17 protein-coding genes are annotated in these 23128 nt (G+C 70.6%); 7 read left to right on the top strand and 10 right to left on the bottom strand.

Features of this window, described 5'->3' with window-relative positions; translation table 11 throughout:
* Positions 1 to 112: 112 nt before the first annotated feature.
* From KIH74_RS29210 to KIH74_RS29180, 7 genes are all read right to left on the bottom strand, one after another.
* Positions 113 to 1234 carry an aldose epimerase family protein gene (locus KIH74_RS29210; protein WP_214159594.1) on the bottom strand — a complete coding sequence of 374 codons (1122 nt, stop codon included), beginning with the start codon at positions 1232 to 1234 and terminating at the stop codon, positions 113 to 115.
* Positions 1235 to 1312: 78 nt separating this feature from the next.
* Entirely contained in the window at positions 1313 to 3196 is a 1884-nt protein-coding gene (locus KIH74_RS29205) for an ABC transporter ATP-binding protein (protein ID WP_246573339.1), read from the bottom strand.
* Positions 3193 to 4926: an ABC transporter ATP-binding protein gene (locus tag KIH74_RS29200; protein WP_214159593.1), complete on the bottom strand. Its 1734-nt coding sequence runs from the start codon at positions 4924 to 4926 to the stop codon at positions 3193 to 3195. Before KIH74_RS29200 ends, KIH74_RS29205 begins: the two co-directional genes overlap by 4 nt.
* Positions 4927 to 5082: 156 nt before the next feature.
* Complete coding sequence (locus KIH74_RS38985; RefSeq protein ID WP_214159592.1) at positions 5083 to 6318, bottom strand: acylneuraminate cytidylyltransferase; 1236 nt, start codon at positions 6316 to 6318, stop codon at positions 5083 to 5085.
* 138 nt (positions 6319 to 6456) lie between these two features.
* The gene (locus tag KIH74_RS29190) at positions 6457 to 7458 is read right to left on the bottom strand and encodes a hypothetical protein (protein WP_214159591.1); all 1002 of its coding nucleotides are present in this window, start codon (positions 7456 to 7458) and stop codon (positions 6457 to 6459) included.
* Between the two features lie 8 nt (positions 7459 to 7466).
* Entirely contained in the window at positions 7467 to 8363 is an 897-nt protein-coding gene (locus tag KIH74_RS29185; protein WP_214159590.1) for an N-acetylneuraminate synthase family protein, read from the bottom strand.
* A gap of 188 nt (positions 8364 to 8551) precedes the next feature.
* Positions 8552 to 10168, bottom strand: a complete 1617-nt coding sequence (locus KIH74_RS29180) for a DUF6716 putative glycosyltransferase (RefSeq protein ID WP_214159589.1) — start codon at positions 10166 to 10168, stop codon at positions 8552 to 8554.
* A gap of 9 nt (positions 10169 to 10177) precedes the next feature.
* On the opposite strand from KIH74_RS29180, the gene KIH74_RS29175 reads away from it, so the two are divergent.
* The 7 genes from KIH74_RS29175 to KIH74_RS29145 all read left to right on the top strand — a co-directional run bounded on the left by KIH74_RS29175 (position 10178) and on the right by KIH74_RS29145 (position 19812).
* Entirely contained in the window at positions 10178 to 10786 is a 609-nt protein-coding gene (locus tag KIH74_RS29175; protein WP_214159588.1) for a class I SAM-dependent methyltransferase, read from the top strand.
* 180 nt (positions 10787 to 10966) lie between these two features.
* Positions 10967 to 12160 carry a sensor histidine kinase gene (locus tag KIH74_RS38980; protein ID WP_214159587.1) on the top strand — a complete coding sequence of 398 codons (1194 nt, stop codon included), beginning with the start codon at positions 10967 to 10969 and terminating at the stop codon, positions 12158 to 12160.
* Entirely contained in the window at positions 12157 to 12993 is an 837-nt protein-coding gene (locus tag KIH74_RS29165) for a response regulator (RefSeq protein WP_308114037.1), read from the top strand. The genes KIH74_RS38980 and KIH74_RS29165 overlap by 4 nt, the downstream gene beginning before the upstream one ends.
* 181 nt (positions 12994 to 13174) lie before the next feature.
* Entirely contained in the window at positions 13175 to 13960 is a 786-nt protein-coding gene (locus KIH74_RS29160) for an ABC transporter ATP-binding protein (RefSeq protein WP_214159586.1), read from the top strand.
* A 2-nt stretch (positions 13961 to 13962) separates the two neighbouring features.
* On the top strand, positions 13963 to 16503 hold the full coding sequence (locus tag KIH74_RS29155; RefSeq protein WP_214159585.1) for an ABC transporter permease: 2541 nt from the start codon (positions 13963 to 13965) through the stop codon (positions 16501 to 16503).
* Between the two features lie 80 nt (positions 16504 to 16583).
* A complete protein-coding gene (locus KIH74_RS29150; RefSeq protein ID WP_214159584.1) occupies positions 16584 to 16967 on the top strand; it encodes a DUF6301 family protein in 384 nt (127 codons plus the stop codon).
* 316 nt (positions 16968 to 17283) lie between these two features.
* Complete coding sequence (locus KIH74_RS29145) at positions 17284 to 19812, top strand: DEAD/DEAH box helicase (protein ID WP_214159583.1); 2529 nt, start codon at positions 17284 to 17286, stop codon at positions 19810 to 19812.
* 60 nt (positions 19813 to 19872) lie between these two features.
* Here the strand turns inward: KIH74_RS29145 and KIH74_RS29140 are convergent, their stop codons facing one another.
* The 3 genes from KIH74_RS29140 to KIH74_RS29130 form a co-directional block, all read right to left on the bottom strand.
* Positions 19873 to 20358, bottom strand: coding sequence for a DUF8820 family protein (locus KIH74_RS29140; protein ID WP_214159582.1), 486 nt, complete (start codon positions 20356 to 20358; stop codon positions 19873 to 19875).
* 31 nt (positions 20359 to 20389) lie between these two features.
* A complete protein-coding gene (locus KIH74_RS29135) occupies positions 20390 to 21742 on the bottom strand; it encodes a DUF6745 domain-containing protein (protein ID WP_214159581.1) in 1353 nt (450 codons plus the stop codon).
* A gap of 117 nt (positions 21743 to 21859) precedes the next feature.
* Entirely contained in the window at positions 21860 to 23116 is a 1257-nt protein-coding gene (locus KIH74_RS29130; protein WP_308114036.1) for an ADP-ribosylglycohydrolase family protein, read from the bottom strand.
* Between the last annotated feature and the right edge of the window lie 12 nt (positions 23117 to 23128).

The raw sequence follows: 23128 nt of genomic DNA, 5'->3' as shown, positions 1-23128 counted from the left end.
GGAGAAGTTGTCGGCATACAGACGTCTGAAGGCGTCGTCGGCCCCGGTGATCCCCACAGCCGCCACCTGTCCGGCCGCCGTGGTTCCGTGACAGCGGCCGGACAGGAAGTTCTCAGACGCTGAACGCCCAGTCCGTCACGGTCAGGTAGTGCTCGCCCGGCCGCAGCACGATCGACGGGAAGTCCGCGTGGTTCGGGGCGTCCGGGAAGTTCTGGGTCTCCAGGCAGACGCCGGCCGAGGCCGGGTACACGATGCCGTCCTTGCCGGTGTCCGAGCCGTCGAGCTGGCTGCCGGTGTACACCTGCACGGCCGGCTCGCTGGTGCTCACGGTCAGGGTGCGGCCGCTGGCCTCGTGCTTCAGCTCGGCGCAGAAGTGCAGGCCCGGGCCGCTGTGGCCGTGCCCGTGGCCGTGCCCGGCCTCTTCCGGCGCGGCCTCCTCCGTGTCGAGCACCAGGTTGTGGTCGAGGTTCAGGAAGTCCAGGGGCTGGGCCGTGCGCAGGTCCATCGGGGTGCCGACGACGTGGGCGATCTCGCCGGAGGGCAGCAGGGCCTGGTCGACCGGGGTGTAGTGGCCGGACGCGACGCGCAGGGTGTGGCCGTCGGTGGACGGGTTCGCCGTGTGCACCCCGCCGCCCAGGTTGAAGTAGGCGTGCTGGGTCAGGTTCACCACCGTCGGCGCGGTGGTGGTGGCGCCGTAGCGGATGCGGAAGGTGCCGCCGGGCAGGAGCAGGTAGTCGACCGTGACGGTCAGCTCGCCGGGGTAGCCCTGGTCGCCGTCCGGGCTGGTCAGGCTCAGCCGCAGACCGCCCTCGACCGGCTCGGCCGCCCAGATCCGCCGGTTGAAGCCGTCGACGCCACCGTGCAGCGAGTTGGCGCCCTCGTTCGCGGTCACCCGGTACTGCGTGCCGTCGAGCGAGAAGGCCGAGTCGGTGAGGCGGTTGGCGACCCGGCCGACCAGGGCACCGATGTAGGCCTTGGTCTTCTCGTAGCCGGTCACGTCGTCGAACCCGAGGACGACGTCCACCCGTCCCTCGCCGTCACCGGAGGGCACTTCGAGGGCCTGGATGTTGCCGCCCAGGGTCAGGACACTGACGCGCAGCGTCCCGTCGTCCATGATCCACCGCTCCACCGGCTCACCGGCGGAGGTGACCCCGAAGGCGGACCGTGCGTACACGATCTGGCCCGAGGAATCGGAGTGGTCGGGGCTGCCCGCGGTGATGTCTGTTGAGGTCACCCGGGTAACTCTAGACATGCCGGAAATGGATGACGGCGAGGAGCCCGCACGCGCTCCCCGCCGTCCTCGATCTCGCTCCTACTCGATCGCGTCGGCCGGCTGGGCGAACTGCGCGGAGTAGAGCTTGGCGTAGGCCCCCTGGGCCGCCAGCAGCTTCTCGTGGTTGCCCTGCTCGACGATGCGGCCCGACTCCATCACCAGGATCACGTCGGCGTCGCGGATGGTGGAAAGCCGGTGCGCGATCACGAAACTCGTGCGGCCCTGACGCAGCGAACCCATCGCCTGCTGGATCAGCACCTCGGTGCGGGTGTCGACCGAGCTGGTCGCCTCGTCGAGGATCAGGATCTGCGGCTGCGCCAGGAAGGCCCGGGCGATGGTGATCAGCTGCCGCTCACCGGCACTGACGTCGGAACCCTCGTCGTCGAGCACCGTGTCGTAGCCACCCGGCAGCGTGCGCACGAAGGTGTCCACGTGGGTGGCCTGTGCGGCGGCGACGATCTGTTCCTGCGTGGCGTCGTCGGCCCCGTAGGCGATGTTCTCCGCGATCGTGCCGCCGAACAGCCAGGCGTCTTGCAGCACCATGCCGAACTGCTCGCGCAGGTCGTCGCGGGTCATCGCGGCGGTGTCGACGCCGTCCAGGCGGATCTGGCCGCCGTTCAGCTCGTAGAACCGCATGAGCAGGTTGACCAGGGTGGTCTTGCCCGCGCCGGTGGGGCCGACGATGGCCACCGTCTGACCCGGCTCGACCCGCAGCGACAGGTTGTCGATCAGCGGCCGGTCGTCCTGGTAGCGGAAGCTGACGTCGTCGAACTCGACCAGCCCGCGCACCTTCTCGGGGTGCTGGGCGGCGGCCGGGTCGGGGGCCTGCTCCTTCGCGTCGAGCAGGGCGAAGATCCGCTCGGCCGAGGCGATCGCCGACTGGAGCAGGTTGGCCATGCTGGCCACCTGGGTGAGCGGCTGGCCGAACTGGCGCGAGTAGGTGATGAACGCCGTGACCTCACCGATCGACAGGTGCCCGTTCGCCACCCTCAGACCGCCGACCACCGCGACCAGCACGTAGTTGATGTTGCTGATGAACATCATCGACGGCTGGATCAGCCCGGAGATGAACTGCGCCCGGAAACTGGCCTGGTACAACGCATCATTGTGCTCGTCGAAGGTGCGCGCGGCCTCGTCCTGACGGCCGAACACGGTGACCAGCTCGTGGCCGGTGAACATCTCCTCGACATGCCCGTTCAGCCGGCCGGTGCTGCCCCACTGCCGGATGAACTGCGGCTGCGCGCGCTTGCCGATCACCCCGGTGACCACGATCGACACCGGCACCGTGACCAGCGCGATCAGGGCCAGCAGCGGCGAGATCCAGAACATCATCGACAGCACACCGATGATCGTCAGCAGCGAGGTGACCAGCTGGCTGAAGGTCTGCTGCATCGACTGCTGGAGGTTGTCGACGTCGTTGGTGACCCGGCTCAGCACCTCGCCGCGCGGCTGCCCGTCGAAGTAGCTCAGGGGCAGCCGGGCCAGCTTGGCCTGGGTCTCCTCGCGCAGGCTGAACACCGCCCGCTGCACCAGCGACGCCACGACCCGGCCCTGGAGCAGGCTGAGCACGAACGCCGCCAGATACACCGCGAGCACCTGGAGCACCAGGTCGCCGACCCGGCCGAAGTCGATACCGGCGGCCCGGTCGAGCACCGCACCGTCGACGATGGCGTCGGTGGCCTCACCGAGCAGCTTCGGGCCGATCACGCTGCACGCCACCGAGCCCACGCCCAGCACCAGCGCACCGATCAGCAACGGCCGCTGCGGCCTCAGCCGGCGCAGCAGGCGCTTGGCGGAACCGCGGAAGTCGAGCGCCTTCTCGACGCTCGGGCCGGCCATGTGCGCACCGGGCCCGCCGCCCGGCCGGGGACCGACCGGGCCCGGGCCGCGCGCCGGGGCCTTCTCCTCGGCCTGCGAACTCATGCCGCCTCCTGCTCGGTCAGCTGGGACAGGACGATCTCGCGGTAGGTCTCGTTGCCGGCCATCAGCTCGCCGTGCGTGCCCACGCCGACGATGCGCCCGGCGTCGAGCACGACGATCTGGTCGGCGCCGCGGATCGTGCTGACCCGCTGCGCCACGATGATCACCGTCGCGCCCTCGGTCTCGGACGACAGCGCCCCGCGCAGGGCCGCGTCGGTGGCGTAGTCGAGGGCCGAGAACGAGTCGTCGAACAGATAGATCGCCGGTCGGCGCACCAGGGCCCGGGCGATCGAAAGACGTTGCCGCTGACCGCCGGACACGTTGGTGCCGCCCTGCGCGATCGGGCTGTCGAGCCCCTCCGGCATCCGGCTCACGAAGTCTCTGGCCTGAGCGGTCTCCAGGGCCTTCCAGAGTTCCTCGTCGGTGGCGTCGGGCCGGCCGTAGCGCAGGTTGCTCGCCACCGTTCCGCTGAACAGGTAGGGCTTCTGCGGCACCAGGGCCACGGCCTCGGAGAGCCGGACCGGGTCGAGGTCGCGCACGCTGACGCCGTCCACCAGCACGTCGCCCTCGGTCGCGTCGAAGAGCCGCGGGATCAGGTTGAGCAGCGTGGTCTTGCCGCTGCCGGTACTGCCGATGATGGCCGTGGTGCGGCCCGGCGACGCGATCAGGTTCAGGTCCTCGACCACCGAACGCTCCGCACCCGGGTAGCGGAAGGCCACGTCGCGCAGTTCCAGCCGGCCGTGCAGCTCGCCCGGGGCGGTGGGCGAAACCGGTGGCACCACACTGGTCTCGGTGTCGAGCACCTCCTCGATGCGCTCGGCCGACACCTCGGCGCGCGGCACCATCATGAACATGAAGGTCGCCATCATCACCGACATCAGGATCTGCATGAGGTAGCTGAGGAACGCGGTGAGCTCACCGACCTCGAGCTGACCGGCGTCGATGCGGTGGCCGCCCCACCAGAGCACGGCCACGCTGGACAGGTTGAGCACCAGCATGACGGTGGGGAACATCAGGGCGAGCAGCCGGCCGATCGCCAGCGACACGTCGAACAGGTCGGTGTTGGCCCGCTCGAAGCGAGCCCGCTCGCGCTCGTCGCGGACGAACGCGCGGATCACCCGGATCCCGGTGATCTGCTCGCGCAGCACCTTGTTGATGCGGTCGAGCCGCTCCTGGGTGAGCCGGAACAGCGGCCGCATGCGGGCGATGATCAGGCCCACGGCGACACCGAGCACCGGCACCGCGACGGCGACCGTGCCGGACAGCGGCACGTCGAGACGCAGCGCCAGGATGATGCCGCCGACACACATGATCGGCGCGGACACCATGAACGTCAGCGTCATCAGGACCAGCATCTGGACCTGCTGCACGTCGTTCGTGGTGCGGGTGATGAGTGACGGCGTGCCGAAGTGGCCCACCTCGCGGGTGGAGAACGACTGCACACGGCGGAAGAGCGCGCCGCGCACGTCACGACCCAGGGCCGCGGCCGTGCGCGCGCCGAAGTAGACGGCGACGGCGAGGGCGGCGATCTGGATCAGGCTGACGCCGAGCATGGCACCACCGACCCGGAGGATGTAGTCGGTGTCTCCCGTGACCACACCCTTGTCGATGATGTCGGCGTTGAGAGTGGGGAGGTAGAGCGTGGCTACCGTCTGGATCAGCTGGAAGAGGACTACCCAGCCGATGGCGGGGAGATAGGGGCGCAACCGTGCGCGAAGCAGTTTGACCAGCACGCGGACAGACTACTCCGCGGAAAGTGTTCCAGCGCAAGAATTAAACTGTCAAGACCCGCCCGGAGATTCGCCCTCCGAAGACACCGGCGGTCGGTAAAATAAGAGACGCACGCCGGCATCGTCGGCGTGCGTCTCTCGTTGGTGCGTAGTTCGGGATCAGGCCTGCACGGCCTCTGCCGCCTCTGCCGTCTCGCGGAGGTTGATCGCCGAGATGACCAGCTCGCACACCTCACGCACGGCGCCGGACCCACCGGAGCGGCTGAGCGTGAGGCGGGCCAGCGCCATCACGTCGGAGTGCGCGTTGGCCACCGCGATCGGCCAGCCCACCATGCGCAGGCAGCCCAGGTCGTTGACGTCGTTGCCGACGTATGCGACCCGCTCGGGGTCGAGCCCTTCGGCGGCGACCCACTCCTTCAGGGCCTGGGCCTTGTCGGACTGGCCGTGGATCACCGGGATCTGGAGCTTGGCGCCGCGGGCCGCGACGACCGGGTTGACCTCGGTGGAGAGGATCAGCATCTTCAGCCCGGCCTGACGGGCGAGCTTGACGCCCATGCCGTCTTCCCGGCTGACCCGCACGCTCTCGGTGCCCTCCTGCGACAGGTACATGCTGTCGTCGGTGTGCACGCCGTCGAAATCCATCACCAGGGCGTCGACATCGATCAGCGGCAGCCCGTCGATGCGCTCCTGCTCTTCCAGCACCGCCGCGCGCAGCCGGGCGATGTGCAGGTCGTCGGGGGTGTCGATCTCCATCGCGTGGTCGTCGTTCACCCGCTGCGCCACCAGGGTGCCGAAGAAGCGCCGGCCGTGACGTCGCAGACCGTCGGTGCGCATGGCGTAAAACGCGCCGGTCTCCCGGAATTCGGTGTCGCGATCCTGCCGGCGCGGGCGGAAGCTGGCGTCGTGGTTGATGCCGATCAGGCCGTCCGGCCCGTATTTCCAGAGGAACGCGTGACTTTCGACCGCAGAGAAGGCGCAGTCGGCCTCTCCCGAGAGCACCCGGCCGATCGCCGCGTCGAGGTCCGCCGGGTCCATGAACGGGCTGGTGCACTGCACCAGAACGGTCACCTCGGGGGCCGGGCCGTCGCCCTGGATCTCGGTGATCGCGTGCAGCACAGCGGATTCCGAGGAAGCGGTGTTGCCGGCGATGGCGGCGGGACGCACCACGACGGCCGCACCGGCCCGGCGGGCCTCCTCCTGGATGCCCGCGTGGTCGGAGCTGACGACCACCAGATCGATCAGCTCGGACTTACGGCACGCCGTCACCGCGCGCATGAGCAGGCTACGGCCACCCACCGGCTCGAGGTTCTTGAGCGGAACGCCCTGCGACCCGCCACGGGCGGGAATGACGGCGACGACTCGGGGACGGTTCTGGGCAGGTGGTGCGTCACTCACGAGGGGTCCTCGGGACTAGCTCGGATAGGGGCCAGCAGCATGTCCGGCTATCTCGTTCAGGCATCCACGCCGGCCGGGCCACTTCTCGGCCCTACCGAAGAGGATACCGCCCGCGAGGGGGGCTCAGAACGGCCAGAGTCATGAATGCTGGGTGATCTCAAGGAAGTCCGAGTCCGGGTCGGGCACCAGATGCCGCCGGACGCTCTCCGCGACCTCGGGCATCCACCAGTCCTCGGGCACCGCGAACTCCTGAATGTTCGCCTGCGGCGCGATGAGTCGCAGCGACGAGACGGCGGTGGTCGGCAGTGTCACCACTTGGTGTCGGGAAGACATCCCGCGCAGGGCGATCTCGGCCGGAACCTCGCCGTGAATCATGGTGATGCCCGGGTAATTCGTCAGCGGGCTCAGCGTGGAGCCGTTCTCGCGACGGTGGGCCCGGTAGACCACCGGGCCGGCGTTGGCCATCTGCCGCACCCAGGCCAGATAGGGCTGGGCCTTGATCAGCCGGTTCGCCACCATCGAGGTGCCGAGCACGACCGTCTCCCGCCCGTCCCGGCCGGAGCCGATGCCGCTGTCGGGAAGTGACCGCAGCCAGGCGAAGTCGTTGGGCTCGATCGGCAGGCCGATCAGCGCGGCCTCGTCGAGAACCCGCTCGGGCAGCGGAAGAGCGGTGATCACCCGCACCCGGCCGGCGTCGATCATCTTCAGCAGTCTGCGCTTGGCCATCCGCGCCAGCACCGCGCGGTGCGCGGACTGCCGGACGTGCGGCCTGGTCAGCGGAATGTCTTCGTCGAGGATGGCGTCCATCACCCGGCGGGTGGAGCGGCCGTCGTCGAGAAGGACGAGGCGGCGGGGCGGCGCCTGCACCAGCAGGCGGTGCACAGCCCCGGAGAATGCGTCGCCGACGGCGAGGTCGTCGCCGCCGCGACGCGGCGCCCCCGTGGGGAGGGAGATGGTCACCCCGGCCGGGAGTCCCAGCCGGGTGACCTCCGCGACCGCCGTCACCAGCGGCTCGACATCCTTCCGGGGAAGGACGACGAGCCGCTCACCGAGCCGGCCCGAGGCATGTGCCTCCAGCGCTCCGAGGAGCTGGAACGGAGACTCCACCCAGGCCTGCGCGGTACCGGTCACGTCGGTCACGGGATTGATTATCCGATGCGGCGGAGGCGGGACTTCGGCTTCAGCTCACCCTCGAAGACGCGCTTGACGCCGTCGCCCAGGGCCTCCTCGATGATGCGGATGTCGCGCACCAGGTGACGCAGGCCTTCCGGCTCCAGCGAGGCGGAGTGGTCCGAGCCCCACATGGTGCGGTCGAGGGTGATGTGACGCTCCACCGTGACCGCGCCGAGGGCGACGGCCGCCAGGCTGATCTGGAGACCCCGCTCGTGGCCCGAGTAGCCCACCGGAACGCCGTAGCGCTCGCGCAGCGTGGTGATCGTGCGCAGGTTGGCCTCGTGAGCCGGCATCGGGTAGGTCGACGTGGCGTGCATCATCACGAGCTTGTCGGTGCCGAGGGTCTCCACGGCCTTGTCGATCTCCTCGATGGTCGACATGCCCGTCGAGAGGATGACCGGCTTGCCGGTCTCTTTCATCGCCGTCAGCAGCTCGAGGTCGGTCAGCGAGGCCGAGGCCACCTTGTAGGTGACGACGTCGAACTTGTTCGCCAGGAACTCCACCGAGGGCACGTCCCACGGCGAGGCGAACCAGTGCATGCCCAGCTTGGAGCAGTAGTTGTCGATCTCCGCGTACTGCTCCTCCTCGAACTCCACCCGGTAGCGGTAGTCGAGGTACGTCATGGTGCCCCAGGGGGTCTCCCGCATGACGTCGCGCATGTCCTTCGGAGTCGAGATCTCCGGCGTGCGCTTCTGGAACTTCACCGCGTCGCAACCGGCCTCGTGGGCGATGTCGATCAGCTGCTTGGCGATCGCGACGTCACCGTTGTGGTTCAGACCGATCTCGGCGATGACGTACACCGGCTGGTCGGGTCCGACCAGACGGCCGCCGATCTCGACCGGCGCGATCGTCTTACTGGGTCCAGCAGTCATTAGTGCTCCTTCAAAGCCTGGAGGGCCCTCTAGTCTCCGGCGGATTGCCCCGGAGTGTTCCCAAGTGTGTGGGACACCGGCAGGATTCGGACAGCCCCTCGTCGGCCACGATCCCGGAGAGCGAGAGTTTAGGTTACGGATGCTGTCGAGGGCCTGTGTTAACAATCAGCATCCGTTGGTCGACACAATCAGGAACTCTGCGACGACCTGCTTGCCAGCGACTGTGAAACGTCTCGCACCCGCTGGCGCATCTTGACCCGGCTGCGGACGAAGGCACTGCCCGCAGGGGTCAGACGAAGCTGGTCGAGCTTCCGTCGCTTCGCCGACCGGTTGCGGTTGATACCGGAGGCGATGCTGGGAAGCTCACCCGCGTGGGCTTCCTGGACCAGCTGGTCGAGCATAGCGATCCAGTTGTTGTCGCTGCGAGGGTGGAAGTAATTGTCTGCGAGCCACCAGGTTTCGGGATGCCGGAAGTCACCCTGCTCCAGTTCGTCGAGGCCACCCATCACGCCGCTACCAACGAACACCTGGTTGATGAGGTTCTCGGACACCCCGAATTCATCAATCAGTAGCACCGGAATGTCCAACGCCATCGCTTCGAGTACGGCCGTGGAACTCACCGTGACCAGAGCGACCGCGTTGGCGAGCTGTTCGCCCATCGAACCGGCCGCGAACGTCAGCGCATCGGGGGCGTGAACCTCACCCGCTGCAACCAGTTCGTGCCAGAGAGATTCGTAGTGGTGCGGCTCGTGGTGGGTGTGGAACTCGCCGATCGCCCCGCGGGTCTTGACCACGACCTCCAGGTCGGGGCGGTTGGCGGCCAGTTTGGCCAGGCTCAGCAGGATCTTGATCCGGTCGCTCTTGACCCGCGGCACCTTGCCCTGAGTGGCGAAGAGCACACGGTTGCGACGCGGGGTGGCGGCGGCGCGCAGCGGTTCCACGCTGGTGCCGGCATCGCTCGGGGAGTTCTCGAAAGCCCGGTCGGCCTCGGTGGTTCCGGTGACCAGTTCCTGGGCCGGCACGATCTCGGCCGGCTTGGCCAGGAAGGGGATGGTGGCCAGGCCCAGCCGGCCGTTCATGCCCATCTGCTGGCGGACCTGGTCGTATTCCTCGGCCTCGCGGTGGCTGTGCACCACCCAGAGGTCGACGGCGCCGCGATAGCCCCAGGCCCGGCGCCGGGCCGGGATCGCGATGCCGGGGATGCCGGTCATCACCACCGGCCGGTGCGGCTGCTTGCTGATCGCCTCGCTGTAGGCGTGCACGCTCGGCCCGGTGCAGGCCAGCAGCACCGCGTCGGGCTTGTCCCGCTCCACCCGCCGGGCCAGCTGCGCCGGTGACAGCACCTCCGGGTCGAGTCCCTCGTAGGTCGTGCCGCTGAGGGCCGCAACGCGTTGCGAGGCGGAGGGTCTGGCCGGTGAACAGGCGACGACCACCTCCGTCTTCGTCCCGGCGGGCAGCTGGCCGAAGAGACTCACGGCCCACTTCAGGAAGGAGTCCGATTCTGCAACAGCGATCACATGATGGGGCACCTGCGGAGTGTAAGGTTTTTGGCCGTCCCCTTGTGCATCCACAGCGGATCCACACTTGACCGTCACGTTCCGGCGGCCCTTACCGAGCGGAGGCTCTACGTGGTGACCGAGCAGTTGCGTCGGCTGGCCAGACGCCGAGGTCAGGCGCAGGATTCCTCGTCCGGCGCCGAGCTCTCCCCGGCCGATGCCAAGCTCCTGGAGCAGGCCCGTTCCCGGGAGAAGCTCGAGCAGAACTTCGAGGCTTTCCCGCCGCGGACCGAGCGCATCGGCCAGCACATCAAGACGATGCTCGGCAAATCCGGGGTGAAGAACGGGCGAATCCTGGAAATCGGAGGACGCGCCAATCCCTACAAGGACTGGTTCCCGGGCTTCGACTACAGCTGCCTCGACCTGGAGATCTCCGAGCCCGGTGTGATCCAGGGCGACATCACCAACTGCCCCGAGCTGGAGACCGGCAGCTTCGACGCGATCATCAGCGTCGACGTGTTCGAGCACATCCGGGAGCCGTGGCTGGCCGCCGGCGAGATCGCCCGGCTGCTGCGCCCGGGCGGCTTCACCTACCACTCCACCCTGTTCAGCTGGCGCTACCACCCCTGCCCGGTGGACTACTGGCGTTTCACGCCGGAGGCCATGACCTTCCTGTTCAGCGACCTGCGCATGATGCAGTCGCAGTTCGACACGGTGGAACGGCGCCGCAACCTGGTCGGGAAGGGCAAGCACAAGCTGGACTCCGACGCGTTCGGTGGCTGGCGGGAGAACTGGCGGGTGTTCTACGCCGGGGTGAAGCCCGACCCGAACGCCCCGCGCGGGGTGTCGGCCCTGGCCGCCCAGCAGCAGGCCGAGGCCGAGCTGCGGAACCTGCGCGACAACCCGTACGGCGAGAACGACAACTGACTCACCGGCAGGACAGGCCCGGGCCCGACGGCCCGGGCCTGTCCTGCGCCGTACCCGAAGCGCCACCGCCCGAGGCGACCACACGCCCGAGGTGACCACCGGCGTCCTACCCCGGTCTGACGTCCACAGATCCCCCGCCGGTCTGACGTGCCGGAACGGCGCCGTACGTACGGTGGCCGGGTGAGCGAGAACGAGGACGTCCCCCAGCTGGAAGCCACCTACCGGTGGTTGCGTGGGCACCCGTACGAGGTGGACGCCGTCTGCGCCGGGTTCGTGGCGGTCGTGGGCGTGCTGTTCATCGCCGCGCTCTCCGGCCAGAGCGTCTTCGCCTGGGGCCCGGCCATGGCCATGGTCGGCGCCCTGGCCTGGCGGCGCCGTCATCCCGTGCGCTCCGCGCTGGCCGTCGGCTTCTTCGGCACGGTGGTCACGCTCAGCGGCGTCTCCACGTTCCTCGGCATCGCGGTGATCGCGGCGTTCTGCTCCCTCTACGCGGTCACCGCCTACGGCCCGCGCTGGGCCGGCTGGACCGCGGCGGCGGTGGCCTGGGTCGCCGGCGCCTTCACCATGGCCTACCAGGGCGTGATGGACCTGGGCAGCGACGCACCGTTCGCGCTCACCTTCATGTCGACCGTGCTGTTCGGCATCTGGGCGATGGGCCGGATGCGGCGGTTCCGGATCCGGGACGAGGCCCGGCGCGAGGAACGCTCCCGGCTGCTGGAGTCGGAGGCCGAGCAGAAGGCCCAGCTGGCCGCGACCGCCGAGCGGGCCCGGATCGCTCGCGAGATGCACGACGTCGTCGCGCACTCGCTGTCCGTCACGATCTCCCAGGCGGACGGCGGACGGTATGCCGCACAACACAATCCCGATGCCGCCATCACCGCACTTGAGACCATTTCGGCCACCGGCCGGCAGGCCCTGGCGGACATGCGGGCCCTGCTCGGCGTGCTGCGTGACGACAGCACCCAGCAGCTCACCCCGCAGCCCGACACCGAGGCGATCAAGGACTTGGTGGAGCAGGTCCGGGCCAGCGGCCTGACCGTCGAGCTGGAGGTGCTCGGCGAGCCGATCGTGCTGCCCGCCGGGCCCGGCCTGGCGGCGTACCGGATCGTGCAGGAGTCACTGACCAACGTGCTCAAGCACGCCGGGCCGAACGCCACCGCCTGGGTACGCCTGGCCTGGCTGACCGACGCGCTGGAGATCCGGGTGGAGGACGACGGCCGGGGCGCGGCCGCCGCCCCCGCCGGGCCGGGCAGCCAGGGCCTGATCGGCATGCGCGAGCGCGCCACCCTGTACGGCGGCAGCATCGAGGCCGGGGCCCGTCAGGGAGGCGGTTTCGGGGTCCGGGCCCATCTGCCCTACGGTCAACGCTCGTGACGCCTCCCGAGAGCGAGTTCGAGTCCGGGTCCCCGGCCGGCGGCCCGATCCGTGTGGCGCTGGTCGACGACCAGCAACTGGTGCGGGCCGGGTTCCGGATGGTGATCGACTCCCAGCCCGATCTGAGTGTGCTGGTCGAGGCGTCCAACGGGGAGGAGGCCGTGGCCCTGCTGGCGGCCACCCGGGTGGACGTGGTGCTGATGGACGTGCGGATGCCCCGCATGGACGGCATCGAGGCCACCCGCCGCATCGTCGCCGGGCCGGACGCCCCGAAGGTGGTCGTGCTGACCACCTTCGACCTGGACGAATACGTGATGTCCGCGATCGGGGCCGGGGCCAGCGGCTTTCTGCTGAAAGACGCTCCGCCGGAAGAGATGCTGGCCGCCGTGCGCACGGTGTTCGCCGGCGACGCGGTGATCGGGGCGAGCTCGACCCGGCGCCTGCTGCACCACATCGGGCCGATCCTGGCCCAGGGCCGGGGCCCGGAGGTGTTCGGCACCCCGGCCGTCGCGCAACCCACCGCACCGGCCGAACGGCCCCGGCCCGCCTTCTCCCCCGGCACGCCCGATCCGGCCGCCGCCCTGGCCCAGGCCCCGGCGGCGGGCGACCCGGACCACCCGATGCCGCGGCTGCTGGCCGAGCTCACACCGCGCGAGTACGAGGTGTTCGTGCTGATGGCCAACGGCCTGAGCAACGCCGAGATCGCCTCGCACTTCGTGGTTTCCGAGGCGACCGTGAAGACCCATGTGGGACGCGTGCTGACCAAGACCGCCGCCCGCGACCGGGTGCAGATCGTCGTGCTCGCCTACCAGCTGGGCGTCGTCCGGCCGTAGGCGAGCAGGAGCGACAACAGGGGACGACGGTGAGCTCGTGACGGGCTCGCCGTCGTCCGCTGGTTTGACGGGTCAGACCCTGGTCTGACGGCCGCGGATCATCCCGCGGCGCGATGTGCCCACCCGTGCGTCGTCCATAGATTCGTTCTCGTTCGAAACACCTGACACGAGGGAGAATCCGATGTCCTGGACAACGGCGCAGCCGGCTCAGTGGTCCGGTCCCGGCGGGGCGGAACCGCCCCGGGAGGCCGCGGTCCGGGCCCACGGTGTGCGCAAGATGTACGGCCGTGGCGAGAACGCGGTCGCGGCCCTGCGCGGTGTCGACGTCGCCTTCGACAAGGGCGCCTTCACCGCGATCATGGGCCCCTCCGGCTCCGGGAAGTCCACCCTGATGCATGTTCTGGCCGGCCTGGACTCGGTGTCGGCGGGTCAGGTCTGGCTCGGCGACACCGAGCTGACCGGCATGAACGACGCCAGGCTGACCCGGTTGCGCCGTGACCGCATCGGTTTCGTGTTCCAGGCCTTCAACCTGATCCCCGCCCTGAACGCCCAGGCCAACATCGAGCTGCCGATGACGCTGGCCCGGCGCAGCCCGGACCGGGAGTGGTACAACTCGATCGTGCAGCGACTCGGGCTGACCGAGCGGCTCACCCACCGCCCCACCGAGCTGTCCGGCGGCCAGCAGCAGCGCGTCGCGATCGCCCGGGCCCTGCTGCCCAGGCCCGACGTGGTGTTCGCCGACGAGCCCACCGGCAACCTCGACTCCACCTCCGGCGCAGAGGTTCTCAGCATGCTGCGGGCCAGCGTGCGGGAGACCGGGCAGACCGTCGTCATGGTCACCCACGACCCGGTCGCCGCCTCCTACGCCGACCGGGTGGTGCTGCTGGCCGACGGCTCCGTCGCCGGGGACATCGCCGCACCGACCACCGACAGCGTGCTCGACGCGCTGCGTCACCTGGGAGGCTGACCGTGCTGTCGCTCAGCCTCGCGCAACTGCGCACCCAGGCCCACCGGCTGGTCGCCACCGCCCTGGCCATCGTCATCGCCGTCGGCTTCGTGGTGGCCACCCTGGTGCTCAACGACAGCTCGAAAGAAACCGTCTTCGGCGCTCTTTCGAGCCAGTACCTGCACACCGACGCGGTCGTCGCCACCGACTGGAACATGGACGGCGAACCCCCCACCGCGCAGCAGACCACCGCGATCGCCGACGACCTGCGCCGGCTGCCCGACGTGGCCGCGCTGGCCGTCGACAGCAGCGTGTACCTCAGCGCCCGGCTGCCGGAGGGCGACGGCTACCGGTTCGCCCAGGTGCAGTCGCTGGCCACCGACGAGACGCTGCGCTGGCAGCAGCTCGACGAGGGCACCTGGCCGACGGGGGACGGCCAGGTGATCGCCGCCCCGGGGCGCGGTCTGGAGGTCGGCTCGACGGTGGAGCTCCAGCTCGAACCGGAGTACGACGACCAGGGCGAGCAGATCTCCGGGGGCAGCACGGCCCGGGCCACCGTGGTCGGCATCACCGACCGCGCCTCCGGCATCACGGCCATCGGCAACCAGCAGTTCTGGGCCACCCCGCAGCAGGCCGCGGCCTGGGGCGCCACCGAGGTGGACGCGATCCGGGTGGCCGGGGCCGACGGGGTCACCCCGGACGCGCTGACCGCCGAGATCCGTTCCGTGCTGGACACTTCCGCGGTGGGTCGGCATCTGACCGCCCGCACCGGTGAGGAGCAGTCGGAGGAGATCGCCAACGAGATGAGCTCCGGCAACGCCGAGCTGACCACGGTGCTGCTGATGTTCGCGGCGATCGCGGTGTTCGTCTGTGCCCTGGTGATCGCCAACACCTTCGCCGTGCTGCTGGCCCAGCGGGTGCGTGAGCTGGCTCTGCTGCGGGCCATCGGGGCCGGCGGCCGGCAGTTGCGGCGCGGCGTGCTGGTGGAGTCGTTCGTGATCGGCCTGGTCGCCTCGGCCCTCGGAGTGGGCGCCGGGATCGGCCTGGCCGCAGGGGTTTCCGCGCTGGCAGCGGGATACCAGAACTCGCCGGTGCCGCTGGCCGGGATCTCGCTCTCGCTGCGGCCGGTGCTGATCGGCCTGGCCCTGGGCACCGTGGTCACCATGGTCGCGGCGTTCAACCCGGCCCGGAAGGCCACCAAGGTGGCCCCGCTGGCCGCGATGCGCCCGATGGACGCTCCGCCGGTCAACGCCCGGGGCGGGCTGTTCCGCCGGGTCGCCGGTCTGCTGCTGGCCGTGCCGGGGGTGGCGCTGGCCTGGTACGGCGGGCAGGAGAACATCCTGATCGTGGCCACCGTGGGCGGCATGATCACCTTCCTCGCCGTGCTGCTGCTGGCCCGCTGGCTGGTGCCGCTCGCGGTCGGGCTGGCCGGCCGGCTGATCGGCCCGGCCGGGCGGGTGCCCGGAAAACTGGCCGCCCTCAACGCGACCCGCAACCCGCAGCGCACCGCCGCCACGGCCACCGCGCTGATCATCGGCGTGACGCTCTGCACCACGATGGTGGTGGGCGCGGCGACCACCCGGGCGTCCGCCTCGGCCTCCATCGACGACCACTACCCGACCGACGTGGTGCTCACCAGCGGCCGCTCCGAGGGCTCCCCGGCCACGCTGACCGGCACCGTCTCCGGGGTGGAGAACGTGACCGCGGCGATGCCGGTGCTCGGTGGCGAGATCCGGGTGGGCCGGGAGGAGAGCTACGCGCTCGGCGTCGACCCGGTGAAGGCCGCCGACGTGGTGCGCTCCGACCAGGCCGGGCTGGTGCCGTCGGCGGGCACGATCGTGGTGCCGGAGTGGTACGCCGAGGACTGGAAGGCCGTGGAGGGCGAGCCGCTGACGGTGACGTCGGGCAGCCGCAGTGTTCGGCTCACCGCCCACGTGGTCGGTGACCAGGTGAGCAACCCCCGGATGACCAGCGGCGACCTGGCGAAACTGAACCCGGAAGCGAACATTCAGGAGACCTGGGCCCGGCTGGCCGACGACCTGCCCGCCGGCGAGCGCGGTGACACGCTGACCGCGATCTCCGACGCGGCGGCCGACGTGGACCCGGCGAGCACGCTCGGCGGGTCGGCGGAGGAGCGGGCGAGCTTCGACCAGCTGCTCGACATCCTGCTGCTGATCGTGCTGGGCCTGCTCGCCGTCGCGGTGGTGATCGCTCTGATCGGTGTCGGTAACACGATGGCGCTGTCGGTGCTGGAGCGCCGTAAGGAGTCCGGCGTGCTGCGGGCCCTCGGCCTGACCCGCGGCCAGCTGCGCTGGATGCTGCTGTGGGAGGCGATGCTGATCGCCGGTGTGGCCGCCGCGATCGGGGTGGTGCTGGGCTCGGTCTACGGGGTGCTCGCGGTGAAGGCCGCGATCGGTGGCACGGGTGGCGTGCACATCGCGGTCCCGGTGGCCCAGGTGCTGTCGATCCTGGTGGTGGCCACGGTGGCGGGGGCCCTGGCCTCGGTGCTGCCGTCCCGGCGGGCCGCGCGGATCTCGCCGGTGGCGGCCATCGCCTCAGCCTGATCCACCCTGATCCACCAGAGATCTGATGGACGACGAGGGCTCCGGAAGGGGCTCCTCGTCGTCCATTATTTTGGGCCCGCATGGACGCGGAGCCGAAGGACGACGTGGTGCGGGAACTGATGGAACGGATCGGCGGGACCCGCTGGGGCTGGGCGGCCGACGAGCTGCCGGCCGTGCTGGAACGGCTCGGCTGGACCTGGATCGAGGACGACGACCTGGGCGTCACGGTGGACCCGGGACCGGTTGCGCCGGAGCCCCGGGACGCCCGGGTGGCCTGGCAGGACTCGAAGGTGATCACGACCACCCTGGCGCTGTTCGCGCCGGGCCGGCCGGCGAACCGGACCGCCGCGGGCGCCCTGGCGCTGGGTGACGAGTTCGAGCGCACCCTGCGGGTGGCCGTCGAGGTGCTCGGGCCGCCCACCGCCCGGCGGCACGGGTTCCAGCAGGTGGCCTCCTGGCGGTAAGGACGGGGCCGAGCTGACCGGGGCGGACGAGCAGCGGCTACAGGAGCTGGGCTTCGGGATCACCGGCAACCCGGAGTGAGAGAACTGGCAGATCAACCACGCGGGACCGATCGACGCGGAGGCCGCCGGCGACCTGACCGGCCGGGCCGTGCGCGCCCTGCGCGAGGTGATGCGGGTGGAGCGGCCGGGCCTGCTGTCGGTCCAGGCCTTCAACGCGTTCGACCCGGCCTACTGAGGTCGTGCCCGCCGCGGCCGTCCTCGATCCGGATCGATCCGGATCGGTGCGGGCGGGGTGAGGTGAGAGCATGGGCAGATCATGACGCTGCTCGATCGACTCCCCCAGACCCCTGGCCCCGATGCCGACCCCGACGAGATCTTCGAGGCGTTCACCGAGTGGACCGTCGAGCAGGGCTTCCAGCTCTACCCGGCCCAGCAGGACGCGCTGATCGAGATCGTCTCCGGGTCGAACGTCATCCTCGCCACGCCCACCGGCTCGGGCAAGAGCATGGTGGCGGCGGGCGCGCACTTCTACGCCCTGGCCCGGGGTGAGCGCAGCTACTACACGGCACCGATCAAGGCCCTGGTGTCGGAGAAGTTCTTCGCCCTGATCGAGACCTTCGGCGCGGCCAACGTCGGCATGATGACCGGCGACGCCGCGGTGAACGCCGACGCGCCGATCATCTGCTGCACCGCCGAGGTGCTGGCCAACCTGGCGCTGCGGCAGGGCGCGGACGCGCCGATCCACCAGGTGGTCATGGACGAGTTCCACTTCTACGCCGACCCGGACCGGGGCTGGGCCTGGCAGGTGCCGCTGCTGGAGCTGCCGAAGGCGCAGTTCCTGCTGATGTCGGCCACGCTGGGCGATGTCACCCGGTTCGAGGAAGACCTGACCAAGCGCACCGGCCGGCCCTCCACCACGGTCAGCTCGGCCGAGCGCCCGGTGCCGCTGTTCTTCTCCTACGCCACCACGCCGCTGCACGAGACGCTGACCGAGCTGCTCGACACCCGGCAGTCGCCGGTCTACGTCGTGCACTTCACCCAGGCCGCGGCGATGGAGCGGGCGCAGGCGCTGATGAGCGTCAACATGTCCAGCAAGGCGGAGAAGGAGAAGATCGCCGAGGCGCTCGGCGACTTCCGTTTCCACGCCGGCTTCGGCAAGACGCTGTCCCGGTTGGTGCGGCACGGCATCGGCGTGCACCACGCCGGCATGCTGCCGCGCTACCGGCGGCTGGTCGAGCAGCTGGCCCAGGCCGGGCTGCTCAAGGTGGTCTGCGGCACCGACACCCTCGGCGTCGGCATCAACGTGCCGATCCGCACGGTGGTGTTCACCGGCCTGTCCAAGTACGACGGCGTGCGCCAGCGGCACCTGAAGGTGCGCGAGTTCATGCAGATCGCCGGGCGGGCCGGGCGCGCCGGGTTCGACACCGCGGGCACCGTGATCATCCAGGCACCCGACCACGAGGTGGAGAACGAGCGTCTGCTGAAGCGGGCCGGTGACGACGAGAAGAAGAAAAAGCGCATCGTGCGCAAGAAGCCGCCGGAGGGCTCGGTCTCCTGGAGCAGGACCACCTTCGAGCGGCTCAGCACCTCCCCGCCGGAACCGCTGAACTCCAGCTTCGCGGTGACCCACTCGATGGTGCTCAACGTGCTGGCGCGGCCCGCCGACGCCTACGCGGCCATGCAGAAGCTGCTGGAGGAGAACGACGAGGAACCGGCGGCCCGGCAGCGTCACCTCGACCAGGCCGAGGCGATCTGGGACGCCCTGCTCACCTCGGGCGTGGTCGAGAAGCTGGACACCCCGGACGAATTCGGCCGCACGGTGCGGCTGACCGTGGACCTGCCGGCCAACTTCGCGCTGAACCAGCCGCTCTCGCCGTTCGCCCTGGCGGCGTTCGAGGTGCTCGACCGCGACGCCCCGACCTATGCCCTCGACGTGCTCTCGGTGATCGAGGCGACCATCGACGACCCGCGCCAGGTGCTCTCCGCGCAGCAGCACAAGGCGCGGGGCGAGGCGGTGGCCGAGATGAAGGCCGAGGGCATCGAGTACGAGGAGCGGATGGAGCTGCTCGAGGAGGTCACCTGGCCCAAGCCGCTGGAGGAGCTGCTCGACGGCGCGTTCGAGATCTACCGGGCCGGGCACCCCTGGGTGGCCGACCACGAGCTGTCGCCGAAATCCGTTGCGCGCGACCTGTTCGAGCGCGCGATGACGTTCGGCGAGTACGTCAACTTCTACCAGCTGGCCCGTTCCGAGGGCACGCTGCTGCGCTACCTGTCCGACGTGTTCAAGGCGCTGCGCCAGACCGTGCCCGAGGCGGTGCGCACCGAGGAGATCGGCGACCTCACCGAGTGGCTGGGTGAGCTGGTGCGCCAGACCGACTCCAGCCTGCTCGACGAGTGGGAGGCGCTGCGTCATCCGGGCGAGGAGGACGACCCGGCGCGGCCGCAGGTGCCCACCGGCCCGCCGCCGGTCACCGCGAACCGGCGGGCGTTCACCGTGCTGGTGCGCAACGCCATGTTCCGCCGGGTCGAGCTGTTCGCCCGCCGCGCCTGGACACCCCTGGGCGAGCTGGACGCCGAGACGGACGGCTACACCGCCGACGAGTGGCAGGAGGCGATCGAGGAGTACTTCGAGGAGTACGACTCGGTCGGCACCGGCCCGGACGCCCGTGGACCGAAAATGCTGGTGATCAAGGAGTTCTCGGGCAAGTGGGAGGTGCGTCAGATCCTTGACGACCCGAACGGCGACCGGGACTGGGCGATCACCGCGGACGTCGACCTGGAGGCCAGCGACGAGGCCGGCGCCGCGGTGCTGACGGTCGCCGACGTGGGGCCGATGTCGGACTGAGCCGGCTGCCGAGTTCTCCTGGTGTTCCCCCGGTGCCGGCCGGGGGAACCACCGGTTTCCTCAGTCCCAGATCAGGTCCCAGGCGTTCGCGTCGGGACGGCGCGTGAGGCCACGCACCAGCGGGTTGCTGCCGGCTTTCGGCTCGGGCCGCACGAACTCACGCTTGCGGTGGATGGCGTAGGTGCCCGGCCCGATACCGTTGGCCCCGTGCTCGTCGGTGTGCACGAGCAGCGCGGACTGCCCCTCGGGCACCTCGACGTAGCCCACCACCAGCGGCTCGTCGTCGGTCGCCCGGGCCCAGCGCACGCCCGGCGAGTCGAAACCCCGGTGCAGCCAATGGGTGTTGCCGGTGGCCTCGCCGTGCACCACCTGCTCACCGGAGTCGGGTAGGTGGCACCAGCTCGTGCCCTCGGGGGCGGCAGCCGGAAGGATCAGCAGATCACCCTGGGCCTGCGGGGCCTGGAGCACCGGCACCCCGGCCTCCGCCGGTAGGTGATCGGGAACGGTGACGCCGATCAGCGCGAGCGCCGAGCCGTATGTATGCATGTCGTGCTCCTTCTCGATGCTCTCCGGGCGGTCAGGTTCTGCGGGCCAGCTCGCGGTAGACCTCGGCGGGCACGCCGTACTGCCAGGCCGCCGCCTCGATCGGGTCGTCGAGCTCGCCCGGCACCAGCTCGGCGTAGTGCCGCAGGGTGCCGGTGCGGTCGGGGCTGCCGTTCGTCATGAGCAGCAGCCGGTCGGAGTCGAACACCCGTGGTGGGGTGCGGTACAGGCGCAGTTCTCGGCCCGGGTTACCGGGATCGGGTGCGGCGCCGATCAGCCGCAGGCCCGCCCGGGTGATGTAGTGCGACCAGCCCTCGCGTTCGATCAGGACCCTCCTGACCTCGGAGTTCCTCTCTGCGTGCAGTTCTCGCACGGTGGGCTCACGACCGGCCAGCTCGGCCGGGATGCGCACGCCGTGCAGGTAGAACTCGACCTGGCCGTCGGGCCAGACCAGCGCCGGCCCGTCGTCGCGGTGCAGCCGCAGGCCCTCGCCCGCCGTCTCGGTGTGCATCTGCACCGGTGGCTCGAGCACCACCGTCACCCACGAATAGGGCACCCACACCAGAGCTTTACGGACGTCGAGGAGGCCGGCCAGCACGGCCTGGTTCCGGCGGTTCAGCGTGGACAGCCCGGCCTCACGCAGCGCGGCCTGCCCGGCGGCGCCGGCCGCCCACCGGTCGTGCAGGGCGCCGTCGCGATGGAAGCCGCGCACCGTGGTGCCCTCGCTCCAGGCATGTTCCAGCAGCCGCTCGTTCCAGAGGCCGGAGACCGCGCGGCGCACCGGGACACCGGCGTCGGAGGCACCGGGGCGCCCGTGTGACAGCACCGGCCGCAGCCGCTGGTCGAGGTCCTCGCCGATCGGGGCGTAGACCCGGCGGGCGGAGTTGACCGCGGACCGGGTGAGCACGGCCGCGGCGAACAGGCCGGTGAGCACGGTGACCAGGACCGAGACGGCGAACAGGCCGCCGGGGGCGAGCCGGTGCCCACCGGCCGCGTCGACCAGCGAACCGGCATAGTAGGAGGGGAAGAAGGCCAGCATGGCGGCGATGAAGGCGTAGCCGGTGACCATGGTGCCCTGGCTGAGGGCCCGGCCGAACCGGCCCGCCCGGGCGAGCGGGCGGGACCGGCCGCCGGCCGCCAGGTAGGCGCCCCGCATCAGGGCGGGGGCGTCGGCCAGGGCGCGGGTGAGCTCCTGCGGGGAACGCACCCACACCACGTTGCCGTGCCAGTGCAGCCCCAGCCCCTCGTGCAGCGAGGCCAACCCGGCCCGCACGGTGTGCCGGTCGGCATCGGTGAGCGGGGAGGTGCCGAGGCTCGCGGCGATCCAGCGGGCGACGAACGCGGACCCGGAGGTCGCGTCGCCCGGGGTGGTCGCCTCGTGCGGCATCCTTACCCCTCCCCCTGGACGAGCTGTGGACGAGCCGTGGACGAGCTGGCGTCTGCCTCGAGTATCGCCGCCGATGTCCACACTGGGTACCCCTGGGGGAACTTTGCGTGCAGCCCGTCAGTTGGGACTTTCCGCAAATTCCCTGGCAGCGGCCATGAACTCGGGGGCGAACTGAAGACGTGAGATCCAGCTCCCGGGCCACGCGCCGATGCCGTCGCGGGCGCCCAGCAGACCCCCGGCGATCGCGCCGTTGGTGTCGGTGTCGCCGCCGAGCCGGGTGACGTCGACCAGCGCGTCCACCGCCGGACGCGGGTCGGCGAGGGCCGCGACGGCCAGGGTGAGGGAGTCCAGCACGTATCCGGTGCCGCCGTGCGGCAGCTTGGCGTCGCCGGTGGCGGCGGCCTCGGCCAGGTCGACGCGCAGACCGAGCCGGATCGCCGTGGCCACGGCGCCGGCGGCCGTCAGCAGGTCCGCCGGAACGGCTGTGCCCGAAGCCGCACCACCCGGCACCACATCAACCGGTGCTTCGCCGCCCGGCGATGCGGCACCCGGCACCGCGCCACCCGACAGCGCACCACCCGACAGCGCACCACCTGACAGCGCACCACCTGGCAGCGCACCACCTGGCAGCGGCCCGAGAACGGCGGCCACTTCCCGTAGAACCGCGTCGTCCTCCATGGTCGCCGCGCCTGCCCGGGCGGCCTCTGCGCCGGTGGCCCCGTGCAGCAGGGCCACCACCGTCTCGGTGTAGGCCACGCAGGCCAGCAGGCACCGCGAGTCGTCGTGGGTGATCGCCGAGATCGCCACCGACTCACGCACCCGAGCGGCCCGCAAGGCCGGCGAGCCCGGCAGAGTCGGCGAGCCCGGCAGAGTCGGCGAGCTCTGCGAGGCGCGGGCCAGGGCGGTCGGGATGCAGCGCATCAGCGACCCGTTGCCCGCGCTGCCCACCCCGGCGCCGGCGCGGCGCCAGTCCCGGCTCACCCGGAAGCGGGTCAGGCCGGTGGCCGTGGCACCCCCGACGTCGAACGGCCGGCTGCCCGGCACCCGGCCGGGCCAGTTGCCGTCGAACCAGTCGAGCATGTGCTCGCCGGCGGTGCGCACCAGGTCATCACCCGGCTGGAGGTAGGCCAGCAGGACGGCCCGGGTGAGGTCGGTGTCGTCGGTGGCGTGCCCGGCCGGCCAGTCGAACGGGCCGCCGCCGACGATCTCCCGCAAGCCCTCCGGATAAGCCTCGCGCACCTGCTCGAACGACATGAACTCCAGGCTGGCACCGAGCGAGTCACCGGCGTGCACACCCAGAAGGGCTCCGGCAACGAGGTTTTCGGGAACCGTCAGGGAAACTCCTCGGGACGGCGGCCCGCACCGGGCCGGCACGGGCTCGTCGTC

The organism is Kineosporia corallincola, from assembly GCF_018499875.1.
In the GTDB taxonomy this organism is placed as follows: domain Bacteria; phylum Actinomycetota; class Actinomycetes; order Actinomycetales; family Kineosporiaceae; genus Kineosporia; species Kineosporia corallincola.
Note: the sequence above shows the minus strand (reverse complement) of the source record. Positions and strands in the feature narration are given on the sequence as shown.

Bases quoted from the DNA above. Each gene is read 5' to 3' on its own strand.
- KIH74_RS29205 (WP_246573339.1), bottom strand. From the start codon at position 3,196: ATGAGTTCGCAGGCCGAGGAGAAGGCCCCGGCGCGCGGCCCGGGCCCG.
- KIH74_RS29185 (WP_214159590.1), bottom strand. From the start codon at position 8,363: ATGACTGCTGGACCCAGTAAGACGATCGCGCCGGTCGAGATCGGCGGC.
- KIH74_RS29175 (WP_214159588.1), top strand. From the start codon at position 10,178: ATGCTCGGCAAATCCGGGGTGAAGAACGGGCGAATCCTGGAAATCGGA.
- KIH74_RS29160 (WP_214159586.1), top strand. From the start codon at position 13,175: ATGTCCTGGACAACGGCGCAGCCGGCTCAGTGGTCCGGTCCCGGCGGG.
- KIH74_RS29150 (WP_214159584.1), top strand. From the start codon at position 16,584: ATGGACGCGGAGCCGAAGGACGACGTGGTGCGGGAACTGATGGAACGG.
- KIH74_RS29145 (WP_214159583.1), top strand. From the start codon at position 17,284: ATGACGCTGCTCGATCGACTCCCCCAGACCCCTGGCCCCGATGCCGAC.
- KIH74_RS29140 (WP_214159582.1), bottom strand. From the start codon at position 20,358: ATGCATACATACGGCTCGGCGCTCGCGCTGATCGGCGTCACCGTTCCC.
- KIH74_RS29135 (WP_214159581.1), bottom strand. From the start codon at position 21,742: ATGCCGCACGAGGCGACCACCCCGGGCGACGCGACCTCCGGGTCCGCG.